The organism is Olsenella absiana, assembly GCF_036408855.1.
In the GTDB taxonomy this organism is placed as follows: domain Bacteria; phylum Actinomycetota; class Coriobacteriia; order Coriobacteriales; family Atopobiaceae; genus Olsenella_K; species Olsenella_K absiana.
The window spans coordinates 1-26,533 of the sequence record NZ_JAZGJQ010000014.1 but is presented as its reverse complement, the minus strand read 5'-3'; the positions used below and the strand labels follow the sequence as shown (position 1 = coordinate 26,533).

General features: G+C 65.7%; 18 protein-coding genes and 1 pseudogene. 13 read left to right on the top strand and 6 right to left on the bottom strand.

All coding sequences use genetic code 11. The features are described 5' to 3' along the window. Window positions 1–76: 76 nt before the first annotated feature. From VXJ25_RS09195 to VXJ25_RS09145, 11 genes are all read left to right on the top strand, one after another. Window positions 77–1,012, top strand: coding sequence for a transporter substrate-binding domain-containing protein (locus tag VXJ25_RS09195; RefSeq protein WP_330958919.1), 936 nt, complete (start codon window positions 77–79; stop codon window positions 1,010–1,012). 137 nt (window positions 1,013–1,149) lie between these two features. Continuing rightward, window positions 1,150–2,364, top strand: coding sequence for an amino acid ABC transporter permease (locus tag VXJ25_RS09190; RefSeq protein WP_330958918.1), 1,215 nt, complete (start codon window positions 1,150–1,152; stop codon window positions 2,362–2,364). Between the two features lie 12 nt (window positions 2,365–2,376). Then, window positions 2,377–3,162, top strand: a complete 786-nt coding sequence (locus VXJ25_RS09185) for an amino acid ABC transporter ATP-binding protein (protein WP_330958917.1) — start codon at window positions 2,377–2,379, stop codon at window positions 3,160–3,162. 161 nt (window positions 3,163–3,323) lie between these two features. Then, window positions 3,324–5,273, top strand: coding sequence for an NAD(+) synthase (locus VXJ25_RS09180; protein WP_330958916.1), 1,950 nt, complete (start codon window positions 3,324–3,326; stop codon window positions 5,271–5,273). A gap of 179 nt (window positions 5,274–5,452) precedes the next feature. After that, window positions 5,453–5,743 (top strand): co-chaperone GroES, encoded by a 291-nt coding sequence (gene groES / locus VXJ25_RS09175; RefSeq protein WP_330958915.1) that lies wholly within the window; start codon window positions 5,453–5,455, stop codon window positions 5,741–5,743. Between the two features lie 76 nt (window positions 5,744–5,819). Next, on the top strand, window positions 5,820–7,457 hold the full coding sequence (gene groL, locus VXJ25_RS09170; RefSeq protein WP_330958914.1) for a chaperonin GroEL: 1,638 nt from the start codon (window positions 5,820–5,822) through the stop codon (window positions 7,455–7,457). A gap of 246 nt (window positions 7,458–7,703) precedes the next feature. Further along, the gene (locus tag VXJ25_RS09165; RefSeq protein WP_330958913.1) at window positions 7,704–8,981 is read left to right on the top strand and encodes a 4Fe-4S binding protein; all 1,278 of its coding nucleotides are present in this window, start codon (window positions 7,704–7,706) and stop codon (window positions 8,979–8,981) included. Window positions 8,982–9,125: 144 nt separating this feature from the next. Continuing rightward, a complete protein-coding gene (ychF, locus tag VXJ25_RS09160) occupies window positions 9,126–10,190 on the top strand; it encodes a redox-regulated ATPase YchF (RefSeq protein ID WP_330958912.1) in 1,065 nt (354 codons plus the stop codon). Between the two features lie 224 nt (window positions 10,191–10,414). Beyond that, complete coding sequence (locus VXJ25_RS09155) at window positions 10,415–12,181, top strand: ABC transporter permease (protein ID WP_330958911.1); 1,767 nt, start codon at window positions 10,415–10,417, stop codon at window positions 12,179–12,181. Beyond that, window positions 12,168–13,124, top strand: a complete 957-nt coding sequence (locus tag VXJ25_RS09150; protein WP_330958910.1) for an ABC transporter ATP-binding protein — start codon at window positions 12,168–12,170, stop codon at window positions 13,122–13,124. The genes VXJ25_RS09155 and VXJ25_RS09150 overlap by 14 nt, the downstream gene beginning before the upstream one ends. After that, window positions 13,124–14,251, top strand: a complete 1,128-nt coding sequence (locus VXJ25_RS09145) for an ABC transporter substrate-binding protein (protein WP_330958909.1) — start codon at window positions 13,124–13,126, stop codon at window positions 14,249–14,251. The genes VXJ25_RS09150 and VXJ25_RS09145 overlap by 1 nt, the downstream gene beginning before the upstream one ends. A gap of 650 nt (window positions 14,252–14,901) precedes the next feature. Here the strand turns inward: VXJ25_RS09145 and VXJ25_RS09140 are convergent. The 3 genes from VXJ25_RS09140 to VXJ25_RS09130 all read right to left on the bottom strand — a co-directional run bounded on the left by VXJ25_RS09140 (window position 14,902) and on the right by VXJ25_RS09130 (window position 20,011). After that, window positions 14,902–15,921 (bottom strand): type IV toxin-antitoxin system AbiEi family antitoxin domain-containing protein, encoded by a 1,020-nt coding sequence (locus tag VXJ25_RS09140; RefSeq protein ID WP_330958908.1) that lies wholly within the window; start codon window positions 15,919–15,921, stop codon window positions 14,902–14,904. 473 nt (window positions 15,922–16,394) lie between these two features. Continuing rightward, window positions 16,395–17,921 (bottom strand): LCP family protein, encoded by a 1,527-nt coding sequence (locus VXJ25_RS09135; protein WP_330958907.1) that lies wholly within the window; start codon window positions 17,919–17,921, stop codon window positions 16,395–16,397. Window positions 17,922–18,118: 197 nt separating this feature from the next. Next, the gene (locus VXJ25_RS09130; protein WP_330958906.1) at window positions 18,119–20,011 is read right to left on the bottom strand and encodes an LCP family protein; all 1,893 of its coding nucleotides are present in this window, start codon (window positions 20,009–20,011) and stop codon (window positions 18,119–18,121) included. A gap of 204 nt (window positions 20,012–20,215) precedes the next feature. Here VXJ25_RS09130 and guaA point away from each other — a divergent pair, with 204 nt between their 5' ends. After that, window positions 20,216–21,805, top strand: a complete 1,590-nt coding sequence (gene guaA, locus VXJ25_RS09125) for a glutamine-hydrolyzing GMP synthase (RefSeq protein WP_330958905.1) — start codon at window positions 20,216–20,218, stop codon at window positions 21,803–21,805. A 1,102-nt stretch (window positions 21,806–22,907) separates the two neighbouring features. Beyond that, window positions 22,908–23,000 (top strand): annotated as a pseudogene (locus VXJ25_RS09720) (hypothetical protein); the annotation flags it as partial. A gap of 236 nt (window positions 23,001–23,236) precedes the next feature. Here VXJ25_RS09720 and VXJ25_RS09115 read toward each other — a convergent pair. The 3 genes from VXJ25_RS09115 to VXJ25_RS09105 all read right to left on the bottom strand — a co-directional run bounded on the left by VXJ25_RS09115 (window position 23,237) and on the right by VXJ25_RS09105 (window position 25,814). Then, window positions 23,237–24,562, bottom strand: coding sequence for an MFS transporter (locus VXJ25_RS09115; protein ID WP_330958904.1), 1,326 nt, complete (start codon window positions 24,560–24,562; stop codon window positions 23,237–23,239). 167 nt (window positions 24,563–24,729) lie between these two features. Further along, on the bottom strand, window positions 24,730–25,077 hold the full coding sequence (locus tag VXJ25_RS09110) for a restriction endonuclease subunit S (protein WP_330958903.1): 348 nt from the start codon (window positions 25,075–25,077) through the stop codon (window positions 24,730–24,732). A gap of 65 nt (window positions 25,078–25,142) precedes the next feature. Further along, window positions 25,143–25,814, bottom strand: a complete 672-nt coding sequence (locus VXJ25_RS09105) for a restriction endonuclease subunit S (protein ID WP_330958902.1) — start codon at window positions 25,812–25,814, stop codon at window positions 25,143–25,145. Between the last annotated feature and the right edge of the window lie 719 nt (window positions 25,815–26,533).

Sequence of the window (26,533 nt, the reverse complement as noted above, 5' to 3'; positions counted from 1 at the left end):
GGGGGAGGGGAATGGGTCCCCTCCGGTTGCGCGCGCGGAAGGGGTACGTACTCACATCTCTCAAGGGGGAACCGCAATGGCAAGCAACGTATCAAACACGAACCAGACGTCAGGACTCGACGCGAGCAGGCTCTCGCGCCGTGGATTCCTCAAGCTGTCGGGCCTCGGCGCGGCGGCCGTGGCCGGCACCTCCCTCCTTACGGCATGCGGACCCTCCACGCAGACCGCAGGCAGCGCCTCCGGCGCCTCGTCGAGCGCCTCTTCCAGCTTCGGCGACAACGGCACCATGCGAGTGGGCATGGAGGTCGCCTACCCCCCGTACAACTTCCAGGTCTCGCAGGAGTCTGAGAACACGATTCCCGTCCAGGGCCAGGACGGCGCCTACGCCGACGGGTATGACATCGTGTTCGCCAAGAAGATCGGCGAGGCCCTCGGCCTCACCCCCGTCGCGGTGAAGATGGACTTCTCCGGCCTCGTCGAGGGCCTGACCAGCGGCACCATCGACATCATCTGCGGCGGCATGACCGCCACCGACGAGCGTCGCCAGTCCATCGACTTCTCCGACCCCTACTGGGACGGCCACTACGGCCTCCTGGTCAAGAAGGGCTCGCCGCTCGCGAGCGCCACGAGCTTCGCCGACTTCGCCGGCGCCGCCGTCCTCGGCCAGCGCGACACGCTGCTGGACGACGTCATCGACGAGATCCCCAACGTCAACCACCTCGAGCCCGTGGACTCGGTGCCCGCGCAGCTCTCCGCCATCAGCAACGGCGCCTGTGACGCCGTCACCTACGACGTCGAGAACGCCAAGGGGCTCCTCGCGTCCAACCCCGACCTCGTACAGGTCGAGTTCAACGGCAGCCCCATCCTGTTCAGCGAGGACGCGCCCATCAACGCGGGCATCGCCAAGGGGCAGGACGACGTCCTCAAGAAGATCAACGACTGCATCAACGCAGTCTCGCAGGATGACCGCCAGGCGTACTGGGACGCCGTCCAGCAGCGCCTGCCGGAGTAGTCGCCCATATTCGTTCGCCCGAAGGGGCGTCTCGTAGCGAGGGCCCGTCGGGGGCTCGGCGCCGCGCCGTCGCGGACGCGACCCCGACGCGCGCTACGAGGCGCCCGTCTTGATGATGGAGGCTAGGAGAGTACGTCATGAGCACGGAACCTGAGATGGAAGGGACGCGGCCCAAGGACCCGCCCAGCAGCAGCAAGACGAAGGGGCGCGGGGGCCTCGTGGGGTTCGTCGCCAGCGACCACCGCTACGTGTTCCTGGGCACGAGCGCCCTGGCCCTCGTCGGCCTCGCGCTCGCCAACCAGCCACACTCGGCCTCGAGCTTCCTCGCCCGCTCCTACGCGGTCGAGGTCGTCCTGTACTACGTGCTCGTGGCGTGGATCGTGGTGTCGCTCGTCGCCCTCGTGAACAAGCTGGCGAAGTGGAGGGGCGACGAGTACGCCAAGACGTCGCCCTTCAAGCGGCCCCAGGCGGTCAGGGCCGAGCGCATCTGCTCGTACGTGGTGTGGGCCATCGTCGCCGCGTTCGTCGTCGACCGCGTGGTGGTGGGCGCCGCCGACCTCGTCTCCTCGAGCATCGCGCAGTCCAAGAACCCCACCGACTTCTTCTCGTCGGCCGTGTACATGATCTACAGCATGCGCGACGAGTTCGCCACGGGCATCGTGAATACGGTCATCCTGGCCGTCGTCGGCACGGTCATCGCGTTCTTCCTCGCCATCCTCCTGGTGTTCCTGCGCCTGCAGACCATCGAGCGCACCGACGACGACTTCGTGCGCTTCCTCAAGACCGTCGGCTCGGGCTTCGCGCGCGTGTACTCCGCCGTGGTGCGCGGCACGCCGATGATGGTCCAGGGCCTCATCATCTACTACGGTGGCACCTCGCTGCTCACCGCCCGCGGCATGTCCGCCACGCAGATCCTGGGCGTGTGGCCCCCGTTCACGGCGGCCATGGTCACCATCGCGCTCAACTCCACGGCCTACATGATGGAGGTGCTGCGCTCGGGCATCGGCGCCGTCGACCCCGGCCAGGCGGAGGCCGCGCGCTCGCTGGGGCTCTCGCAGTGGCAGGCCATGCGCTCCGTCGTGTTCCCGCAGGGCATCCTGAACGCCGTCCCCGCGCTCTCCAACGAGCTCGTCATCAACATCAAGGACTCGTCGGTCCTCATGGTCATTGGCGTGGTGGAGCTCATGTTCGCCTCGCGCACCATCACCGGCGTGTACTACAAGCAGCTCCCCGTGTACGTCGTGACGGCCGTCTGCTACCTCGTCCTCACCATGCTCGCCACCAAGCTGCTGAACGTCCTGGCCGTGCGCCTGGGCGCCAAGCCCTCTGACGGCGTCAAGAGCTCTAACTAGGGAGGTCCCCAAATGGCTGAAAACGAGAGCGCGCGGGGCGCTGCGAGCGGGGAGCCGCTCGTCCGCGTCGAGGGCCTCCGCAAGTCCTTCGGCTCGCTCGAGGTGCTCAAGGGAATCAACTTCGAGGTGAACCGGGGGGAGGTCGTCACCATCATCGGCGCGTCCGGCTCCGGCAAGTCGACGCTCCTGCGCTGCATCAACCTGCTCGAGACGCCGGACTCCGGCCACGTGTGGTTCCACGGCGAGGACCTCGCCAACTCGCGCGCCAACGTGAACAAGCTGCGCGAGAGCATCGGCATGGTGTTCCAGACCTTCAACCTGTTCAACAACAAGAATGTGCTGGACAACTGCACGCTCGCGCCCGTGATGCTGCACAAGTGCGACAAGGCGGAGGCGGAGAGGCGCGCCCGCGAGAACCTCGCGGCCGTCGGGCTCGCCGACTTCGTCGACGCGCCGTCCACCTCGCTCTCCGGCGGCCAGAAGCAGCGCGTCGCCATCGCGCGCGCCCTGTGCATGCAGCCCGACCTCATGCTCTTCGACGAGCCGACCTCCGCGCTCGACCCCGAGATCGTCGGGGAGGTCCTGAACGTCATGCGCGACCTCGCGTCCGGGGGCATGACCATGGTCGTCGTCACGCACGAGATGGACTTCGCCAAGAACGTCTCGGACAAGGTCGTCTTCATGGACAAGGGCGTCATCGCCGAGGAGGGCGACCCCAAGCAGCTCTTCACCAACCCCCGGCAGCCCCGCGCGCGCGCCTTCCTCTCGCGCTACCTGGAGGACGTGGGCGTCGAGTAGCGCCCGCACACGCCCGCGTCGCCTGCGGGCGCCCGTGCGATAAGCTATACCCCGAGGTCGACCCCGGCGGCCGGACGTGCGCGCCCGGACGCCGGGGTCCGTCGTCGACGAGACGCGAGGCGCGGGCGCGGCGAGCCCGCGCCCGTCGGGGAGGGGTCATCATGCGGGACGGTTTCATCAAGGTCTCGGCGCGCTCGCCGAGGGTCGTGGTCGCGGACGTCGAGGCAAACGTCAGCGCCATCGTCGCCGAGGTCACGGACGCCTGCGAGCGGGAGCGCGCCAAGCTCGTCGTCCTCCCGGAGCTCTGCGTCACGGGCTACACCTGCGAGGACCTCTTCTGGCAGGACGAGCTCCTGCGCGCGGCCGAGGCGGGGGTCGCGGACGTGCGCGACGCCACGGCACACCTCGACGCCCTCGTCCTCATCGGGGCGCCGCTGCGCGTGGGCTCCAAGCTCTACAACTGCGCCGTCGCCCTCGCCCACGGCCGCGTCCTGGGCGTCGTCCCCAAGCGGAACCTCCCCAACTACAACGAGTTCTACGAGGTGCGCCACTTCGTGTCCGGGCCCCTCGAGGTCACGCGCACGGACGCCTTCGGCGAGCGCGACGTGCCGTTCGGCTGCTCGCAGGTCTTCTCGTGCTCGAGCGTGCCGGCGCTCAGGGTCGCGGTCGAGATATGCGAGGACCTCTGGGTCCCCGACCCGCCCTCGATCGCCCACGCCAAGGCCGGCGCGACCGTCGTCTGCAACCTCTCGGCCTCCAACGCGATTGTCGGCAAGGCGGACTACCGCCGCTCTTTGGTCTCGGGCCAGAGCGCGCGACTCGTGGCGGCCTACGTCTACGCGAGCGCGGGCTGGGGGGAGTCAACGCAGGACCTGGTCTTCTCGGCCCATGACCTCGTGGCCGAGAACGGCGCGCTGCTCGCGGAGGCGCGCCCCTTCGGCGAGGGGCGCGCCACGACGGAGGTGGACGTGTGCGCGCTCGAGGCCGAGCGCCGGCGCACCTCGACCTTCCGCGAGGACGCGACCTGCCCCTCCTACCTGCGCGTGCCCTTCGACCTCGCCCTCGAGGAGACCGCGCTCACGCGCCGGGTGGACCCCCATCCCTTCGTGCCGGCCGATCCCGCCCGCCGCTCCGAGCGCTGCGAGGACGTCCTCTCGATCCAGGCGTTCGGCCTGGCGAAGCGCCTCTCCCACATCCATGCGCGCGCCGCCGTCATCGGCGTCTCGGGTGGGCTGGACTCCACCCTCGCCCTGCTCGTGATCGCCCGCGCCTACGACCTGCTCGGCCTTCCCCGCGACGGCGTCGTCGCCGTGACGATGCCCGGCTTCGGCACGACCACGCGCACCCACGGCAACGCCGTCGACCTGGCGCGCGCCCTGGGCTGCACGCTGCGCGAGGTGAGCATCGCCAAGGCCGTGCGCCAGCACTTCGCGGACATCGGCCACGACGAGGCCGACCACTCCGTGACCTACGAGAACGCCCAGGCCCGCGAGCGCACGCAGGTGCTCATGGACATCGCCAACCAGGTGGGCGGCATCGTCGTGGGCACGGGCGACCTCTCCGAGCTCGCGCTCGGCTGGGCGACCTACAACGCCGACCACATGTCCATGTACGGTGTCAACGCGGGCGTCCCCAAGACGCTCGTGCGCCACCTCGTCCGCTACGTCGCGGACACCTGTGAGGACGCCGACGTCTCCCGCGTGCTCGACGACGTGCTGGCGACCCCCGTCTCGCCGGAGCTTTTGCCCGCGAGCGGAGACGGCACCATCTCCCAGCGGACCGAGGACCTCGTCGGCCCCTACGAGCTGCACGACTTCTTCCTCTACCAGGTGTTGCGCCGCGGGTTCGCGCCGCGCAAGGTCCTGAGGCTCGCCCGCTACGCGCTGGGCGAGGGGACGGAGGCGGGGCATGCAGACGAGGAGATCCTGAGGTGGCTCGAGGTCTTCTACCGCAGGTTCTTCTCGCAGCAGTTCAAGCGCAGCTGCCTGCCGGACGGCCCGAAGGTGGGCACGGTCGCCGTCTCGCCGAGGGGCGACCTTCGCATGCCCTCCGACGCCTCGGCGCGCCTCTGGCTGGCCGAGCTCGAGGGCCTGCGCCCCTCCGAGGCCTAGGTGGAGACTTAGGTAGCGCGGAGTAGAAAATCTAAGTCGCAGGAAGGAAGGTTTTTTCCATCCCGAGGTTTAAACCTAGAGATATGGGTATCATCCTCACTGTTGGAAACGCGCGGGTGCCAGTCGGGCCCGCGTCAAGGCATTGCGCCGGACGGCGCGCAAGAAGGAGGTACTTCTAAATGACACTCAAGCCTCTGGGTGATCGCGTTCTCGTCAAGCCTGCCCCCAAGGAGGAGAAGACTTCCACGGGCCTCTACATCTCGAGCGGTGCCCAGGAGAAGCCGCAGCGCGGTGAGGTCATCGCCGTCGGCGCCGGCAAGTTCGACGAGAAGGGCGAGCGCATCGCCCTCGACGTGAAGGCCGGGGACCAGGTCTTCTACGGCAAGTTCGGCGGCAACGAGGTCAAGATCGACGGCGAGGACTACCTGCTGCTCCGCTCCGACGACATCTACGCCATCATCGAGGACTAGCGCCTCGCCGGCGCGTGCGGGAGCCGGCCGGCCCCCGCGTCTCAGGTCAGAACCAGCAACTTGGAGGACATAGAACATGGCAAAGGACATTGTCTTCGGCACCGACGCTCGTGCCAAGCTCGCCAAGGGCGTCAACACCCTCGCTGACGCCGTCACCACCACCCTCGGGCCCAAGGGCCGCTACGTGGCGCTCCAGCGCTCCTACGGCGCCCCCACCATCACCAACGACGGCGTCTCCGTCGCCAAGGAGATCGAGCTCAAGGACCCCGTCGAGAACATGGGCGCCCAGCTCGTGAAGGAGGTCGCCACCAAGACCAACGACACCGTCGGTGATGGCACCACCACCGCGACCCTGCTCGCCCAGGTCATCGTGAACGAGGGCCTGCGCAACGTCGCCGCCGGCGCCAACCCCATCGCCATCCGTCGCGGCGTGGACAAGGCCGTCAACGCCGCCGTCGAGCAGATGAAGGGCGCCTCCACCGAGGTCTCCACCAAGGATCAGATCGCCGCGGTCGGCACCATCTCCGCCGGCGACCCGGAGATCGGCGAGAAGATCTCCGACGCCATGGAGGTCGTGGGCAAGGACGGCGTCATCACCGTCGACGAGTCCCAGACCTTCGGCATCGACATCGAGACCGTCGAGGGCATGCAGTTCGACAAGGGCTACATCTCCCCGTACTTCGCCACCAACAACGACACCATGACGGCCGAGATGCAGTCGCCCTACATCCTCATGACCGACCAGAAGATCTCCAACATCCAGGACATCCTGCCGATCCTCGAGGCCGTCCAGAAGCAGAGCGCGCCGCTGCTCATCATCGCCGAGGACGTCGACGGCGAGGCCCTGGCCACGCTGATCCTGAACAAGCTCCGCGGCGTCCTGAACGTCGCCGCCGTGAAGGCCCCCGGCTACGGCGACCGCCGCAAGCGCATGCTCGAGGACATCGCCATCCTCACCGGCGGCCAGGTTGCCATGAAGGAGCTCGGCATCAACCTCACCGACGTGACCGCCGAGATGCTCGGTCGCGCCAAGTCCGTCAAGATCACCAAGGACAACACGACCATCGTCGGTGGCGCCGGCACCAAGGAGGCCATCGAGGAGCGCATCGCCCAGATCAAGAACGAGTACGACAACTCCACCTCCGACTTCGACAAGGAGAAGCTGCAGGAGCGCGCCGCCAAGCTCTCCGGTGGCGTCGCGGTCATCAAGGTCGGCGCTGCCACCGAGTCCGAGCTCAAGGAGATCAAGCACCGCATCGAGGACGCCCTGCAGGCGACCCGCGCGGCCGTCGAGGAGGGCATCGTCGCCGGTGGCGGCGTCGCGTTCCTGGCCGCTGCCAAGGCGCTGGACTCCGTCGAGTGCGCCGACGCCGACGAGAAGATCGGCGTGGACATCGTCCGCAAGGCGCTGCAGGCCCCGGTGAAGACCATCGCCTCCAACGCCGGCTTCGAGGGCTCCGTCGTGGTCGAGAAGATCAAGGGCCTGCCCGAGGGCGAGGGCCTCAACTCCGCCAACGGCCAGTGGGGCAACATGATCGAGATGGGCGTGCTCGACCCGGTCAAGGTCACCCGCACCACGCTGCAGAACGCGGCCTCGATCGCCTCGCTGATCCTCATCACCGAGGCCACCGTCTCCGACGAGCCGAAGGACACCACCATCGAGGAGGCCATCTCCGCGGCTGCCGCCCAGGGCGGCCAGGGCGGCGCCTACTAGGCGACACCGCTTCCAGCCCCGCCCGCGGCGACTGCGGGCGGGAGTCGCGGGCGGCTGCCCGCGCGGCTGGCCCCGACGCCCGGCTGGGGCGGGGGCCGGCAAGAAGAGCTTCGCAAGGGACGGCCAGGTGCCACGGCGCCTGGCCGTCCCCTTGTGTCGCAGCCGCGGGCGCGCGTCCTTCTCCGCCCGGCCGGCCGCGGGTGGGATAGAATGGGAGCTTGCACGTTCCTACAGGAAGGGGAGGGCATGGCCGAGAAGCGCGACCTGCTCGATGACATCATCGACATCCAGGACAACTGGGGAGCGATCCAGAACCCGCTCGGTGACGTCGCCAGCACGCTCATTCAGGACCCCGCTACGGTCAAGGTCTACGACCCCTCCGACTACAAGGTCAAGCCGCGCGTCAACTCGATCTTCTGCGTGACCTGCTCCACGCGCGACCCCAAGGCGTGCACGCGCTGCCTCGACGTGTGCCCGGTGGACGCGATCACCATCAAGGGCTCCTCGGTCAAGGTGGACGACAGGTGCCGCAAGTGCGGCCTGTGCGCCACGGTCTGCCCCACGGAGGTCTTCATCTGCGGCAGCCAGGCGCCGCTGCAGCTCTACAAGCAGGTCGCCGAGGTGGCCTCGAAGTACGAGGACTGCTACGTCACCTGCACGCGGGCGCTGGGGCGCCTTCCCAAGGAGAACGAGGTCCTCCTGCCGTGCGTGGGAGCCATCTCCGAGGAGCTGTGGTTCGCGCTGCTGTGCGAGTACCCCAACCTCTCCGTCTACCTGCCCGTCGGCATCTGCGACCGGTGCCGCACCACCACGGGCGAGGAGCGCTACGGCGACGCCATTGCCGCCGCCGAGGAGCTGAGCGGCGAGTCCGTGGGCCTCGAGGTGGACGAGAGGCGCCTCAACCACGAGCAGTCCCGCGCGTACCGGCGCAGCCAGTTCGTCAGCAGCATGGCCACCTCCGCCACGAGGCTCGTCTCGCGCGGCAACCCGGCGCTGGCCGGCGCGCAGGCCGTGGCCCAGCGCATCCAGCAGCACACCAAGCAGCTCACGGAGCTGCAGCGCACGCTCGAGAAGGCCGTGGGCGCGCAGACCTCCCAGAACCGCCGCCACATCCTCACGCAGCGTCGCAAGCTCGTGATGGCGGCGCTGCAGAAGTACCCCGACCTCGCGGAGGGCTTCAAGCTCGAGATCCCCGCCTGCGACTCCTCCAGGTGCACCAAGTGCGGCGACTGCGTCAAGGCCTGCCCCGTCCACGCCAACGATCTCGACCGCGAGGGGCACTTCTCGGTCGAGCCGGCGTTCTGCGTCAACTGCGGCGCCTGCGCCGTCGCCTGCCCCGAGGACGCGCTAGCCATGGTGCCCTGCGACCCCCAGGAGCTCGTCGTCCCCGACGAGGACGCGGAGCGGCGCAGGCGCATGGCGGCGGAGAGCCGCGCCCGCGCGGAGGAGCTCAAGGAGAAGGGCAAGCTGCTGCTCGACAAGGGCATGGACGCCCTCGAGAACCTCGAGAAGGACGGCAAGTAGGCGACCCGGTGCGGCGGCCCGGCCCCGCGCGGCAGCCCGGCCCGGTGCGGCTGCGGGCAGGTTGCGGCCAGCGCCGGCGCAGACGGCGCCCGGCGAACTAACGAAGACGCAGCGACATGCGAGTGACGAACAAAGGAGAATGACGTGTCCCTCTCTATCGGAATCGTGGGGCTGCCCAACGTGGGCAAGTCCACGCTGTTCACGGCCCTCACCAAGAAGGGCGGGCTTGCGGCGAACTACCCCTTCGCGACCATCGACCCCAACGTCGGCATCGTCGACGTCCCCGACCCGCGGCTGCAGAAGCTCGCCGACATCGTGAACCCCGCCAGGGTCGTGCCGGCCACGGTCGAGTTCGTCGACATCGCCGGCCTGGTGAAGGGCGCCAACGAGGGCGAGGGCCTCGGCAACCAGTTCTTGGCCAACATCCGCAACTGCGACGCGATCTGCGAGGTCGTCCGCTACTTCGCCGACCCCGACGTGGTGCACGTCGACGGGCGCGTGGACCCCGCCGCCGACGCCGACACGATCCAGACCGAGCTCGTGCTCGCGGACTACGGGACCGTGGAGCGCGCCCTTCCCAAGCTCGAGAAGGAGGCCAAGCGCGACAAGGACCTGAAGCCCAGGCTCGAGGTCGCAAAGCGCCTCTACGAGTGGCTCGGCGCCGGGAACCGTGCGGCCGACCTCGACATGACCGACGACGAGCGCGCTGCCGCGCACGACCTCTTCCTGCTCACCATGAAGCCGATCCTCTACGTCGCCAACTGCGACGAGGACCAGCTCGCAGATGACTTCGCGCCCATCGCCGGCCAGGCGCCCATCCCCATCTGCGCCGAGGTGGAGGCCGAGCTCTCAGAGCTTGAGCCCGAGGAGGCGGCGGAGTACCTCGCCTCGCTCGGCCTCGAGGAGCCGGGCCTCGCGGTGCTCGCCCGCGCGGCCTACCGCCTGCTCGGGCTGCAGAGCTTCTTCACCGCGGGCCCCAAGGAGGTCCGTGCGTGGACGGTGCGCATCGGCGCCAAGGCGCCGGAGGCGGCCGGCGTCATCCACTCCGACTTCGAGCGCGGCTTCATCAAGGCGGAGACGATCTCCTACGACGACTACGTCACGCTCGGCGGCGAGGCGGGGGCCCGAGAGGCGGGCAGGCTGCGCATGGAGGGCAAGGACTACGTCGTCCAGGATGGCGACGTGATGGTCTTCCGCTTCAACGTGTAGCGCCGGGCACCGCGACAGCGGCGGGGGCGCAGGCGTTCCTGGTGCCGTGGACGCCGTGGACGCCGTGGGCGCCGCGTGCGCTGGGCCATCGCGATGGGCGAAAGCGCGGCCATGCGTAGCGCAAGGGCGCGAAGCGTGGGAGCGATTATAAAAAGCCATCCCTACAATAGATAAGCTAGCAACTTACAGGCCCCCGCCCGTCGGGGGCCTTTTTGGGGGAGTCGATGGACGGACAAGAACCTGCGCCCGAGGGACGGGGCGCGCTGCCTGCGGGCACCCTCAGGCGCCACAGGCGCTCCGCGGTGGTGGGGGCGGCGATTGCGGTCGCGGCCGTCGCGCTCGTGCTGCTGTTCTCCGTCGCCCCCGTCCTCTCGCTGCTCTCGAAGGGGGTGGGCAGCGACCTCGCGGGCGAGCTCGCGAGCCGGGGTGCCCTCATCCGCGACAGCGTCCTGGCCGGCATGGCGTCGGCCGTCATCTCGACCGCGCTCGCGCTCGCTATCTCGCTGCGGGTCGCCTACTCGAGGTCGAGGGCGCGCGACGTCGTGGTGGCGCTCGTCTTCGCGAGCATCATTTCGCCGCCGTTCGTCTCCTCGCTTGCCTACGTCGAGCTCTTCGGCAGGCGCGGCCTCATCACCCACGAGCTTCTCGGCCTCTCGGTGAGTCCGTACGGCCCCGTCGGCGTCGTGGTCATGCAGTCGGTCTTCTTCTGCGCGATCAACGTCCTTCTCATCCTGAGCACGATACGCAACATCGACCCGTCGGTGATTGACGCGGCGCGGGACCTCGGCGCCTCGCCCTCGACCGTCGCCCGCCGTGTCGTGGTGCCGCTCGCGCTGCCGTCGGTGGGGGCGTGCCTCCTGCTCACCTTCGTGCGCTCGCTGGCAGACTACGGCACGCCCGTCGTGATCGGCGGGAGCTTCGAGACGATCTCGACCGCCATCTACGAGCAGGTCGTCGGCTACTCCGACCTCGCCGGCGCCGCTGTGCTCGGCATCCTGCTGTGCGCCATCGCCGTGGTCGTCTACGCCTGCTACACCGCCCTCATCGCGCGGTCGCGCAGGCGCGTGGCGGGGACGGCCACCTCGGCGTTCGAGATGGTCGGCGACCGCCGCGCGGCGCAGATGACCCTGGATGGCCCCCTCGGCGTCGTGTGCTCGGTGGTGTCGTGGGCGTTCGTCGCGTTCATGGTCATGCAGTACGCCACGATCGTGCACGCCTCGCTCACGCAGGGCATCAGCTGGACGGCGCCGCTTACCGACGCGAACTTCCGGCACCTCGCCGAGTACGAGGCGCTGCCGCTCGCGAGGAGCCTCTGGTTCGCTCTAGCGTCGGCCGCCATCTCGTGCGTGCTGGGATTCGTCTGCGCCTACCTCCTTCAGCGGGGTCGTGCGGGCGCGGGCGCTGCCGGCCACGCCGCCCGCCGCGGCGGGCGCGCCGGTCGCGCGCGGGCCGGCGTGTCGCGCAAGGCCCAGGCCCTTCTCGGCTTCGCCATCACCATGCCCTACATGCTGCCCGGGACCTGCGTGGGCCTGGGCTACATCCTCGCGTTCAACAGGCCGCCGCTCAAGCTCACCGGGACCGCCGTTATCGTGGTGCTGGTGCTCGCATTCAAGCAGCTGTCCATCTCGCAGCAGGCGTTCTCCAACGAGCTCGCGCAGCTGGACCCTCACCTCGAGGAGGCCGCTCGCGACGTCGGTGCGACGCGGCTGGCGAGCGCGCTCGCCGTGGTGGTGCCGAGCGTGCGCCGCGCAGCGGCGGTGAGCTTCATGAACGCGTTCTCCTCGGCGATGGTCGCCTACAGCGCGGTCCTGTTCCTCATCGCGCCGGGCAACAAGACCGCTATCTTCGAGCTGTTCGACCAGCTGTCGGGCGGCAAGTACGGCCAGGCCGCCGCGACCTCCCTCGTGATCGTCGCGATCACGCTCGTGGTCGACGCGGCTCTGGCTTGGCTCTTCTTGGGAAGGAGGCGCCGTCAGCATGCCGATGCTTGATCTGCGCGACCTCAGGGTCGGATACGGCGGGACCTCGGTCCTGGACGGGCTCAGCCTCACGGTCGAGAGGGGGGAGCTCGTCTGCCTCCTCGGGCCCTCAGGCTGCGGCAAGACCACGGCGCTCCGGGCCGTCGGAGGCTACCTGCTGCCGGATTCCGGCCAGGTGCTCATCGATGGCGAGGAGATGGGCAGCCGCCCGCCGGAGCTCCGCCCGGTGGCGACGGTGTTCCAGTCCTACGCGCTGTTCCCGCACATGACGGTCCTCGACAACGTCACCTTCGGCCTGCGTCTGCAGGGCATGGGTCGAGAAGAGCGCGAGGCCAGCGCCCGGGAGATGCTCGAGACGGTGGGCATGGCGGAGCGTGCGGGGGCGTACCCCTCCGAGCTCTCGGGCGGCCAGCAGCAGCGCGTCGCGCTCGCGCGGGCCCTCGTCCTCAAGCCCAAGGCGCTCCTCCTGGACGAGCCGCTCTCGAACCTGGACGCCGGGCTGCGGGTGCGCATGCGCGAGGAGGTCAGGGCGGTCCAGCGCCGCTTCGACATCGCCATGCTGTTCGTCACGCACGACCAGGAGGAGGCCATGGCGATCGGCGACCGCATCGCCCTTCTCCATCACGGGAAGGTGGTGCAGCAGGGCGCGCCGCTCGACGTCTACGACCACCCGTGCGACGCCTACTGCGCGCGCTTCCTGGGCAGCGTGAACGAGCTGCGGCTCGGAGACGGCCGCACCGTGGCCTTCCGCAAGGAGGGCGTGCGGCTCACGCCAGACGGGGCGTTTTCGGGCAGGGTCGTGCAGGCGATGTTCCTCGGCTCCCAGTGGGAGTACGCGATCGATGTCGACGGGCAGGTGGTCAGGGTAAGGCAGGACCGCTCGCTCGTGTTGAAGGTGGGGGATTCCGTGCGCTTCGACGTGGCGCGCCCCCTCGAATGGAAGGAAGGTGCCTAATGGCTAAGAAGGTTCTGTCCAGACGCTCGTTCATCCTCGGCTCCGCGTCCGCGGTCGCGCTCTCCGCGCTCGCCGTGACCGGCTGCTCGGGTTCCGGCTCGAGCGCGACGGACGGTGGGTCGTCCGCAAGCCAGGCCCAGTCGTCGAGCTCGAACCAGACGAACCTCAAGTCCACCTCGGGCAAGACGATGAAGGTCATCTGCACGAGCGAGTCGTACCAGAAGCTCTTCGACCGCTTCACGCAGGACGTGGGCTGCGAGGTCGAGTTCGTGTCCATGTCCTCGGGCGAGGCGCTCTCCAAGCTCAAGGCCGAGGGCGGCACGCCGGCGGCCGACCTGTGGTTCGGCGGCGGCATCGACTCGTTCATGTCCGCCAAGGACTCCGGCCTGCTCGAGCAGGTCAACTTCGACGCGGCGTCTCGGTTCGCGGACACGTTCAAGGACCCGGACAACTACTGGTTCAGCAAGGGCGCCACGGTCGTGGGCTTCATCGTGAACAACGACATCCTCGGAGAGGTCGGCGCGAACAAGCCCGCGAGCTGGGCAGACCTGGTGAAGCCCGAGTACAAGGACGAGATCATCATGTCCACGCCGGCCGTGTCCGGCACCAACTACGCCGCGGTCGACGCCCTTCTCCAGAACATGGGCGAGGACGCCGGCTGGGAGTACCTGAGCCAGCTGAACCAGAACATCCCGTACTACACCAAGCGCGGCTCCGACCCGTCCACCCGCGTGAGCAGCGGCGAGGCGGGGGTCGGCATCACCTACATCGACGGCACGCTCGACGAGATCCTCTCGGGCGGCAACCTCGAGCTCGTGTACCCGAGCGAGGGCATGCCCTACATGCCCGACGGCGTCGCGGTGTTCAAGAACGCGGATGACGTCGACGACGCCAAGCTGTTCGTAGAGTGGCTCTTCAGCAACGACGAGAACCTCGCGTACCTGGCCAGCATCGACAAGAAGAGCACCATCCTCATGTGCATCCCGGACGTCCAGGGCGTCGACGGCACCTTCGACACGTCGCAGCTCATGAAGGAGGATACGACCAAGTTCGGCCCGGACCGCGAGGCGGTGCTCGCCAAGTGGAAGGAGATGACGGCCGACAAGGAGGTCGTCAGCAGCAAGTAAGCGCACCGACGTCGACTGACGCTCCGGGCGATGCCGAAGCCTCCGGCGGCGCGTCCGGCTGGCGCTGCGGCGGCGCCATGGGCGCTGCGGTGGTGCCGCGGGCGTCCAGATAGATGGACCCGGCTGGCGCGGGATCTTCTCCCGTGCTGGTCGGGCCCGTTGCCGTTCTGCGTCCGCCCGTCTAGGCCTAGATGGGTAGGATGAGAATGGATGGCTCGAGTGAGACGATAGGCCATCCGGCGTGGCGCGGGAATCCAAGGTGAGAATTCGGTCGTATCTGCGACAGATGGACAGGAGAATCCGACCGGATTCTCAACTTGGATGTAAGCAAGCAGATGTCAGGGCTGGGGGGGCGTGTCCAGCGTCTCCGGTACCTCCGACGTGAAACGCTGCTGAGGGCGGACTACGAGACGCTCGTCGCCGGGCTAGAGGGCGCTGCCGAGCTAGACAGGACCGCCGACGCGGAGAACGCCCCGACGCAGCATAGCGCCGGTGCGGAGAACGCCCCGACGCAGCATAGCGCCGGTGCGGAGAACGCCCCGACGCAGCGTAGCGCCGGCGCTACGCGCGCCACTGGGGAATCGTGTGGCTTGTGGATGTGGGATGCTCTGCTCGGCATGGCCCCAGTCGACACTGGGATGCGAGGGATGTCACGCCGTGATGGCGGCCCGCCGCGTAGACTGCCGTGTGGTCGGCCTTTCGCGTCGCGAACTCGGTCGCAAGTCGAGCGAGACGGGCCTTCTGTCACGAGGAATGCCAAAGCCATCAAGCAATCTTGCCAACCGCGCAGGGGAGCGCAGGTCCGCATAGCAGAACCGCATAACGCGACCCGTCGCGCTGAGGCGTGACTCCCGAAGCCGCTCGTCGGCCATCACGCTGGCGGCGCTCGCTCCGTGCGTCATGGCGGGATCGACGTACTTCTCCCTTCCGTCGAACTCTCCGTATACGATTCCGCTTGGCAGCCTCCACATGAAGTCAGGCCGATAGAAATGGCCGTCGCCTAGGGTGCTCCGCACGGTTACCTGGAGCTCAGGCAGACGAAACCCGAATTCTATCATGAGCGCACGGGCCAACGACTCGCCCCCGCTCTCGCTTCTCGGGTCTGCGTGCGACAAGGTCGAGAGAGCGTGTCGAATGCCGTGCAGGCCCCTGCCGAGTCGCCTGAGGGTCCCCTCGAAGGATGTGGCGGTGGCGCCGCTCATACGGAGGGCGGAGTCAGCGATGACGAGCCCCTCGGCGAAGCTTCTCCCGCGCAGGCAGTCGAGAACCGTGCGCGGGAGCGATGTGACCTTGATGCCGCCGACCTGCACGACGGGGCAGCTTCCGGTCGAATGACGGATGACCTTGGTGGTGCTTCTCCCATGGCGTGACTTGGGCACGGCGATATGGAGCTGTCCGAGCAGATGGAACGACACGGCGAGACCATGAACGACCGCGGCGCTCACGTCGCAGAACACCCAGTCCGGATGCATGGCAGACATCGAGCGGATGATCATGAGCGCACGCGCGCGCGAGTTTAGGGACCTCCAGTCCTCGGCGCGGACGAACAGACCGCGTGAAGGCGAGCAGACGAGCCCGTTTCTGACCAGGCGACGCAGGCTCTGCCGTTCGGCGTCGGTCTTGGCATGAAGGCATTTGCCTCCGTGGAAGGCCTGGCTGAGGCGCTGCATCGCTAGGCCCCGCGTACTCATGTATCACCTCCTACCAAGAGGAAAGTGGACAGAAGAATACGCCAGATGATGGGCTGAGAGGGGAGGGGCGGAGTCTTATCGGCGAACGGTTGTTCGAACAAAGCTAGCTCAGCGACGCGCGTCCGACGCATTCGATTCCAGTCCGACGCGCTCGATTGCGGCGCCCCTCGTGTCCGCCGGTCATTCGAGCCATGGAATGGTCGCGGCCCAAGGCACGGGCCGTTCGGGACGGCTCGGCGACTCGGCGGCAGGTATGGCCCGGGACCCGGCCTGGTGCCGCAGTGACCTGGCTGTCCTTGGCGTCCTTGATCAAGGGATCGCCCAAGGTGAGAAAGCGTTCGAAACCAGGCGTCTCAGGCCAAGAAAAACGACCGGTTCCTCACCTTGAGCCAAGCGCGAGACGGAGGTGCCGCGCGGGCCAGCCACTACTTGCGACGGCTTGCGTCGCGTCCCTATCGGTCGGCCAGGTCTGCCTGAGCTTCTCCGACAACCACCACGACGTCAGTCGAGGTGGTGACCGACCCGTCGTTCGCGGCAACGGTGATGCCGTTGCCAAGCGAGCTGGCGATGGCCTCCGCACGCTGCTTGTTGTCGGCCCCGTTGTAGTAGACCTCGGTCTTCGTGTAGCTGAAGCTCGCCGCGTTCCGCGACTGCGTGTCGTAGCCGAGCGCGGAGAGGCGGTTCGCGACGGAGGTTCCCAGCCCGGGGGCGCCCGCACCGTTGAGCACCGTCACGGTGCCGGAGCCCGTCGCGTTGCCCGAAGAGCCGCCCGCGGAGGCGCCGGAGGAGCCCGAGGCGCCGCCCGTGGAGCCCGTTGAGCCGCCATCCGACGACTCGGACTGCGACGTGCCGTCGCCTGATCCCGAGCCAGCCTCGGCGTCCGAGATCGAGCCGGCGACGCCACGCGTCTTGTCCTGGCTGCTGTCCTCGTACGGCGGCAACCCCTCGTCCACGCGCTGCATGAGCGTCTTCCAGGCGGTCGTGTCGAGCTTCTCGTACCACGCGCCGTTGTAGTAGAAGCCCTCAGTCGGGGTCATGGCGGTGTAGACGTCTTCGTCGAAGTCGATGCCCTTCATCTGGTTCGCGAGGCCGAAGATGTCGCCGAGAGACATGTCGGTGGTGATGCTGTCGGCCATGGAGGAGATGGCGCCCATCTTGGTGGCGGCGTCGCTCGCGAGCACCTTCTTCACGATGGCGGCGATCACCATGCGCTGGTTGGCCGCGCGGTAGGTGTCGCCGTCGCCGTACGCGTCGTAGGCGTGCCGGCAGCGGCACAGCAGCAGCGCCGTGTTGCCGTCGAGGGTCTGCTTGCCCGCCTTGAGGTCGAGGCCCGTGTAATCGGGGTCGTAGACGTCGGTGGGGAGGTCGACCGTGATGCCGCCGATCGAGTCCACGATGCTGGTGAACGAGTCGAAGTCCACCTCGGCGTAGTGCGAGATGTCGACGCCCGAAAGCTTGTTCACCGTCTTGACCGCAAGGCTCCTGCCACCGTAGGCATAGGCCGAGTTCAGCTTCCCCTCGCCGTGTCCCTCGATGCTCACCAGCGTGTCGCGATGCAGCGAGACCATCGTGACCTTCACGTTCACGGGGTCGATCCGAACGAGCATCATCGAGTCCGAGCGCCCCGTGTCGCCCTCCGCGAGGCGCTCCTCGCCCGTGTCCACGCCCATCAGCAGCATGTAGAAGGGCTGGTCGTAGGAGGTGGAGGAGAGGCTGGCGAGAAGATCCTGGTCGTTCGTGCCGATGCGGTACCCGAGGCTGTATAGGTAGCCGCCGACGCCCAGGACGGCGGCCAGGACGACCGCGAGGGCGGTGAGAAGCGCGACCTTGAGGCCGTGGTGCCGGGAGCGCTCGCGCCGCTTCTTGGCGTACCTCTCGGAGGAGCTCTCCCTGGAGAGGACGCGCGCCGTGTAGTGCGGCACGGGCGTGGGCTCGCTGGAAGGCTGCGTACCCTGGTCTTTGTCTTTGCGGCGAAGCAAGCGGACTCCTCGGGTTACTCTCTGCGCCAAGGCGGCGCGGCGGCAGTTGCAGTCCATCCAGTTTAGTAGCCGCGGGAGGGCCGGGCCTCTTCTCCCGGAAGTCCACAAAGACCGGGGCCCGTCAACGGCGGGCCCCGGTGATGCCTTGCGCTCTGTTGTTTCTCAGGTGGCGGCGCGAGATCTCTACGAGCTGGGCGCTAGTTGCGACGTCGGCTGCCGGAGGAGCTCGACCCGGAGCCGGAGGAGCTCGACCCAGAGCTCGACCCGGATCCGGAGGAGCTCGACCCGGAGCCCGTGGGCTCCACGGCGTTGGCGCCGGCCGTCGAGGTCACCTCCGTCGTGGTGGTCTCGGAGGCGTCCGCGCCAGCATCGCTGGAGGTCGGGTCCTCGCTCGTATCGTCCTGGTCGCTGCCATTGCCGATGGAGCCGGCCACGCCGACCGTGGCGTCCTGGGAGTTGTCCTCGTAGGGCGACAGCCCCTGGTCGACGCGGGTCATCATCTTCTGCCAGGAGCTCACGTTGCAGATCTCGTACCAGGTGGAGTTGAAGTAGCTCGAGGTCGTGGGCTCCATGCCGGTCATGATGTCGGTGTCGACGTTGAGCGTCTTCATCTGGTTCGCCAGGTCGAGGATGTCTGCGACGGTCATGTCGGTCGTGACGCTGTCGGCCATGGTGGTGATGGTGCTCGCGATGGTCGCGGGGTCGCTCTGCAGGACCTTCTGCACGACCGCGGCGATCACCATGCGCTGGTTGGCGGCGCGATACAGGTCACCGTCGCCGTATGCGTCGTAGCCGTGGCGGCAGCGGCACAGGAGGGCTGCCGTGTGGCCATCGAGCGTCTGCTCGCCCGCCTCGAGCTCGAGCCCGGTGTAGTTGGGGTCGTGGACCGGCGTGGGGAGGTTGACGGTGACGCCGCCGACCTGGTCCACGACCGAGGCGAACGAGTCGAGGTTGGCCTCGGCGTAGTGCGAGATGTCGACCCCGGCGAACTCGGACACCACCTGCGTGGCGTATGACGCCCCGCCGATCGAGTAGGCGGCGTTGATCTTCTGCTGTCCGTGCTCGCCGAGGTCGACGAGGGTGTCTCGGTGAATCGAGACCATGGTCACCTTGACGTTCTTCGGGTCGATGCGCACGAGCATGATCGAGTCGGAGCGGTAGGCGCTGTCATCCGAGCCGTACTCGGAGCTCTCCGCGCGCTCCTCGTCGCGGTCCGTGCCTAGCAGAAGCATGTAGAAGGGATCTCCGGGCTCGGTGGCGGTGAGCTCGGAGACGAGGTTCTTGTCCACGTTCTTGGTGAGCTTGGTGTTGATGTTGTGCACGTATGCGGCGACTGCGCCGACGCCCGCCAGGAGAACGATCGCGATTCCGATCAGTACGCCGATAAGGACGCGGTGCTTGCGCTTGGCCTTCTTGCCGGTGGGGTCGAGGTCGTAGGGGTTCGGCTTTTCCTTGGGGGCGTCCTTGGCGTTGCGGGTGCCCTCGCCCACCTGTGCGAGCGGCTTGAAGCCGGCGGGGGAGCCAGCCGCGTCGGCAGCGCCGAGGGCGCCGTCGGCCGTGGTGCCCGTGTCCGAGGCGGCGCGTGCGGCGATGTCGTCGCCGTCCAGGACCGCGGTCGGCTCGTCGTCCTCGTAGTCGCCCGTCGCGTCGGCACCGTCGGGCGCACCGTCCGCTGCTCCGGCCGAGCCGGGCGTGGCGGGGGCGGCAGAGGCATCGGGGAAGACGGGGGAGTCCGCGCCGTCGCCCATGCCGGACATGATCCTGTCGATGTCCGCCTCGGCGGCGGCGTCCGCGTGCGCTGCGTGCGATGCGCGGTGCCTCGCAGCCTCCAGGTACACTGCTGTGGAATCGGGGTCCGCATGCGAGAAGGCCGCCTGCCACGCGGGCGTCTCGTCGGCTGCGCCGCCAGGCTGCTGCTCGTGCGCCGCGTGCTTGGCGTGGGCCGGCGCGCCCTGAGCGCCGGAACCGCTGGCCCCCGCGCTCGTACGGAAGTGGGCGCCCGGGCCCCTGCGAGCGCCGGGCTGGGGGAACGTGTCGTCTGCCTCGGAGCCGTTCTCCCTGGGCGTGTCGTAGCCATCGAATTCGGACACGGGGTCTCCGATCGTGTGAGTGTGTCCCCTTGGGACGCATTGTCTTGATAGACTGAGGGGCACTCCCCTGGGGACATTCCCGCGCCGATTTCATGCAGCGGATTGCCAAGGCTTGCCAACGCGGGAGGCTTATGATTAGTGTCGGTACAGACGAATGATACACCTAACTGCGGTTTTGTGAGAAACCACACAATTGGAGGATGCATGCAGACGAGAACGCCCGGCCAGTTTGTCGCGGTTCTGGATTTCGGCGCCCAGTATGGGCAGCTCATCGCCCGCAGGGTGCGTGACCTGCACGTCTACTCCGAGATCTTCCCCTGTGACATCCCCGCGGCCGAGCTCGCGGAGAAGGGTCCGTCCGCGGTGATCCTCTCCGGCGGCCCCGCCTCGGTGTACGCCGACGACGCGCCCGACATGGACGCGGGCGTCTTCGAGCTCGGCGTACCGGTTCTGGGCTTCTGCTACGGCCAGCAGATCATGGCCGTCAAGCTCGGCGGCGAGGTCGGCCACACCGAGAAGGGCGAGTACGGCCCGGCCCGCCTCGCTCGCCAGGGCGAGAGCCGCATCCTGGACGGCACGCCCGCGGAGCAGACCGTGTGGATGAGCCACCGCGACGCGGTGAGCTCGGTGCCGGCGGGCTTCTCGGTCACCTCGGCCACGCAGACCTGCCCCGTCGCCTCCATGGAGGACGCGAGCCGCAACCTCTTCGCCACGCAGTTCCATCCCGAGGTGCGCCACACCGAGTGCGGCCGCAAGATCCTGCAGAACTTCCTGTTCGGCGTGTGCGGGCTCGAGCCCGACTGGACCATGGACAACATCATCGACGAGAAGGTCGCGGAAATCCGCGAGCAGGTGGGCGAGAAGAAGGTCATCCTCGCGCTGTCTGGCGGCGTGGACTCCTCCGTCACGGCCGCGCTCGTGCATCGCGCAATCGGCGACCAGCTGACCTGCGTCTTCGTGAACCATGGCATGCTGCGCAAGGGCGAGCCGGAGATGGTCGAGGAGGTCTTCCGCAAGCAGTTCAACGTGCCCCTGATCCACGTGCACGCGGAGGAGCGCTACTCCCGGATGCTCGCCGGCGTCAGCGACCCCGAGCAGAAGCGCCGGCTCATCGGCACGCAGTTCTGGAAGGAGTTCTTCTCGGTCGCGCAGGAGCTCGACGGCATCGAGTACCTGGCGCAGGGCACCATCTACCCCGACATCATCGAGTCCGGCGCGCGCAAGACGGGCGGCAAGGCCTCGACCATCAAGAGCCACCACAACCTCATCCCGTTCCCCGACGGCGTGCACTTCGACCTCATCGAGCCGCTCGACCACTTCTTCAAAGACGAGGTCCGCGAGCTGGGCATCGCGCTCGGCCTGCCGGACAAGCTCGTATGGCGCCAGCCGTTCCCCGGCCCCGGCCTGGCCATCCGCATCATCGGCGAGGTCACGCCCGAGAAGCTCGCGATCCTGAAGGAGGCCGACGCCGTCGTGCGCGAGGAGCTCGACGCGTACAACCAGCGGCTCTTCGAGGAGACGGGCGACCGCAACTCCGAGCACGCCTGCTGGCAGTACTTCGCCGTGCTGCCCGACATCAGGTCCGTGGGCGTCATGGGCGACGAGCGCACCTACCAGCGCCCGGTTATCGTGCGCGCGGTGGAGTCCTCCGACGCCATGACCGCCGACTGGGCGAAGCTTCCCTACGACGTAATCGGCCGCATCTCCAGCCGCATCGTGGACGAGGTCGATGGCGTGAACCGTGTGGTGTACGACGTCACTCCCAAGCCGCCTGCGACGATCGAGTGGGAATAACGGGAACTGGCTTCTGAACTCGTGTTTTGGTGCTGCTGAGTACCGCCTGATGCCGTTTCGGCGTCGCCATAGAGCAAAGCCACCAGCGAAATAACGGGAATAATAGCCTTCGGACCCTCTGGTTCGGAGGCTTTCTTTTTTTCATGCTTACCTGGAAAAACGGCTCAATTGTTCCCGCATACCCCTACTGGGCGGTACGGCGGAATACTCGGCGGCACGGGAATAATAGTGCCCTGCGGGAATAATTCACAATTCGTGTCCCCCGAGGGCCGATTTCGAACGGCCGAAACTGAGTTGAAACTGCGGGGCGGATTCAAGCCCTCTTCGGTTGCATCTGCCCAGGTCAACAAACGGGAATAAAGAAACACGAAAATCGGTTTCCGCAGTTTCGGTGACCCCGAATGCCGCCGAATGACGCCGTGTATCTTGCTGTATTTTGGCGCGCGATTATTCCTCGAACGGGGCTTCCGGGGCGCCGATTCCACGCGGGAATAACGGAACAGCCCCGGAGAACCGGAGGCTGTTCGCAAGGAAGTATCAATTCACCTGGGAAGATGTCAGAAAGAGGCCTTCCAGTCGGCGTAAGCGTCCTCGTCGAGCTCGCCGCACTCGAGCTCGACGCGCTTTTCCGCCCAGGCCTTGATCGACTGCGCGAGCTGTAAGCGCCAAAATGACCGCGTCTTAACAACCCACTGGGCTTGAGGCAGAACCATCGCATCGACTTATCCTGGAAGAGGAGGCTGCGGTGACGCAGGCGAGCATAGATCGCAGGAACATGTGGGCGGAGCGCATCGAGTGGCGCCTCTCGTCGAGCATGAGAATAGAGCGCTGGTGCAAGTTAAACCATGTGGGCAGGTCAAGTCTGTATGCATGGTTGGCCAGGTTCAGGGAAGAAGAGCCGGGCCGCCCCCCCCGAAGAAACGCAGCCGCCTTGAACTGGATCGAACTCACCAGGGGCGGTCTGGCGGATTCCAAGCTTCGTCGTAGGGCGCAAGAACTGGCTCTTCAGCGATGGCCGCGCGGCGCGCGGGCGTCTGCGGCGATATACAGCGTCACCACCACGGCCAAGGCCAACGGGCTCAATCCCAGGCTTTACGTCGAGTGGCTGCTGACCGAGATGCCCAACACCGGCGAGCTCACCGATGAGGTTGTGGACTCGTTCCTGCCGTGGTCGGATAGGGTGCCTGAGTCCTGAAAGCTCGACCCAGCCGCTGCCGAGAAGGCCAAAGAGATGCCTGACGACTTCTTAATTAACATCGACCCCGATGCGTTCGACGACGAGATGGCGAACAACGCCGAGGAGGGCCTGTAGCGACATGGCGGCCTAAGGCATACCATAACGCAAAGATGGAAACGTCCAGGACTTTTCCATCCGTATGCCGGAATGGTCCTGGACGTTTCCTGCTACGCGGTCATTTTGACGCTAACGCTCTAATGCCTCCACCGCTTGTCGCGGGCGGGGTAGACGATCCAGGCGGATGCGTAGCTTGCGATAAGGCAGACAATGACGCAGACGATGCTTGTCTGGAACCCGAATGAGTCATTGATAACGCCCCAGATTACGCTTGCGAAGCCAATGCCGAGGTCATTGGCGAGCAGGTACAGGGCGTTTGCGGCGCCCCAGCGCTCTGGCGGGGTGTTCTTTACCGCTACGCTTTGATTAAGTGGCATGCTTATGCCAGTGACGAGACCATAGAAGATTCCGGACGCCAGGAAGACAGGTTCCCCGTACGGTGCGGCAAGTAACATAAGGCAGCAGAGGATGCCACACGCGACGGCTCCGGTCATTGTTTTGATTGCAGGTACGGTGTCCATGAAATGCTTCGAAATCATGCGAATGATAATCATGCTTACCGCGCTGATGGTGTAGAAGAGACCGGCATGGGTATAGCCGAGAGTAGTACCGTACAGACCAGCAAAGAAAACGCCAAAGCCAAAAGTGGGGCATATGATCATCTGTGGGATGGCGCCAGGCAATGCGCGCGGCTCGAAGATGTTGAATGAGTCACGCAGGGTTCTCTTGGACACCTGGTCGCCTTCAGGATACTTTTCACTGTGATTTGTTTCGGATGTAGTTACCGTGGTGGGGCTGGGCGCCTGCCCGTCTTTTGAGTCGAGTTCGAGCCGGGTTTCCATTTTGATTCGGTATGCGCTGGAGCTTGGCAGAGTTTGCCATTTACTTTCATAGCGTGCGTTGAGGGCGATTACAAGCCCTGCAAACCCAACCAGGGCAAGGCCGACATAGAGGTTCGTTGAGGGATCGGTTCCTACTAGGTAAAGTGCGAAGGCTGGGCCGATGCTCATGGCGATAGCCTGTCCGAGGCCGTGGTATCCAATGCCTTCGCCAAGCCGTTCTTGCGGTAAGACGCTTGCTGCGGCGGTCGCGGCTGCTGTTGTTGCTACGCCAAAGCCCACACCTTGCAGCAAACGGCTGATTGTGAAGAGGGGGATGCCTTGAACGACAGCGGACAGTGCTGTTCCTGCTGTGAGGATAGCGATGCCGGCGATGATAACGAGTGAGCACTTGCCGTTGTCGATAACAGGGCCGATGAACAGTCGTGCTAACGCGGCGGCAATGGAGAAGACGAGTGCAAGTACGCCGGCAAGGCTCGCACCGTAACCTTGGCCTGCCAGGAAGACGCTGGTTCCACTGTTGAGCCCTTGGCCCATGGCGAAGCAACAGAAGGTTAGCGCGATGATAAGCACGAAAATAAGCGACCACAGCTTCGGATGGTCGTCCTTACCGATATTTCGCATGAGAATCCCCCTTTGATTCCAATACTCGTATTCTACGTCTGCAAAAAGTGAGATGTATGCGCCAAAATGACCGCAACGCAAAGATGAAAACGTCCAGGACTTTTACATCCGTATGCCGGAATGGTCCTGGACGTTTCCTGCTACGCGGTCATTTTGACGCTTACCAATTATTTCTCGATTTGAGAGACGAGAGTAATAAATGCGTCTTGATCCTTGAGGTCAGGAAGGAAGACCTCGGCCGAACCTACAATTTTGGCGTTGAGATCCTTCATTGTTACATCGATCGCGTTGGCCTCAAGCGCATGGCTGAAGGAAGGAAAAGAAACAACCCGCTGCAAGTAATCGCTTCTAACCTTCTGGCCAGGCCGGATAATCATGCTGCCAGTGCCACAAATCAATCCGTCCGTTTTAACTACGGCGCAGCGTCCGATTTCGCCTCGACGTCCTAATATAACATCACCGGGAAGTAAATGATACGACGCTAAACTTTCGTATTTGCCATCATCAATAGTCAAATTCTCATCAGGTCTAATTGCGCCACCAATAATATGCGAAGGATTGACTAAAGGGCGCCCGCCCGTTATGTAGTCCTCTTTGTGAAAACGCTACCAAAAGGACCAATTCGAAGCTCACAGAACGAATCGATTCCGTTTTTCGCGCTGCTGCTTCCAGGATCGCAAGGATCCCCGAACATCTCGACAAACCGGGATTTGACGAGGTCGTCGAGGAGGGCGAGTTGGCGGTTAGCCGAATCAAGAAGCTCGCATGCTGAATGAAGCAGACTGCAAATCCATCCAGTATTCGAACCGTAGCCCTTAATGGAGAGGTTGGTTAAGTCGTTCGCTTTCAAATTGTTGATATTACTGCCGGTAGAGGTTTCTTCGATTGCCTTCCTATAAGCATTGCTTTGAAAGTAATAGGAGAGATACTCGGCGTTGATTCCACAAGGCCTCATCACACAGCAGAACGCTCCGAACGTTACATCCATATCCTCAGGTACAAAAGCAGCCTTGCCCACGAGCCTCTTGCTCCCGCTCGAAGCGCAAATCAGGATGTCACCCTTCTTGAGCAGTTGGCGTGGCTTGACCTTCGCGCGGTCAACGTACTGGACGTCGTCGAGAACCAGCTTCCCGTTCTGGATGTTGTTCGCTCGAAGCAAGGTAACGTATCCTTTGCCCAGTTCGGCGCTCAGGTCCTCCCCGGCCTTATACGTAACTCCTCGAACGTATTCGGCAACTTTCCCTAGCCGCACCCGCTCCCCGCCAAATTGGGGTTTGCTCAGTTTGCGGCAATCTTTTAGATGGCTTTGTCTGCTTCTGGCTCTCTGAGGCACGCATGCATCTCAAATGCGATGATGAGGCTCAGGCATTCCTTGCTTTCAGTTCGCCTAACACTGAGGTCTCTGGAAGATGATTATCTTTCTGTAGCGTTTAATAAGGATAACTTTAGCGGCATGGATTCAACGTTGCAAACAAAGCCGCCTGCGACGATTCTTTCAGTCATCTCTCTTGCGTATCCCATCTGACCTGCGGAAATGCAAGACGATAAAGCCGCTGGCTACGATTCACTTCGCTAGACAGGTGCTAAAGAGGAAGACCACCCGTTTTGGCATCCATTTCGGGCTGTTCCGAGCCTCAAAACCAGCTCATTTTTGTCCCGGGGACAAAAATGAAACTGCGGGCTCGCGGTTTCGAAATAGTTTGCGGTTTTGTCCCAGGATTTGTCTCAAACGCCTACGTGGAGATGCGCGGCGGGATTCGGCGACAAAGCGGTCGAAGCTGACGACCAAACTAGAACCAACTGGAATGACGCTACAGCAAACGTGCGTGAAAGAGTGGGAATAAAACTGGCTCTTCGGTGGTTTCTGTGGGAGAGATTCCGGCATAGGCCCAGCTCAGCGGGCGAAAACAACGATCTGGAACTGAAACGGCCCCGGGAGGGGCCGTTTCCGCGTCATCCGCCTATGATTGC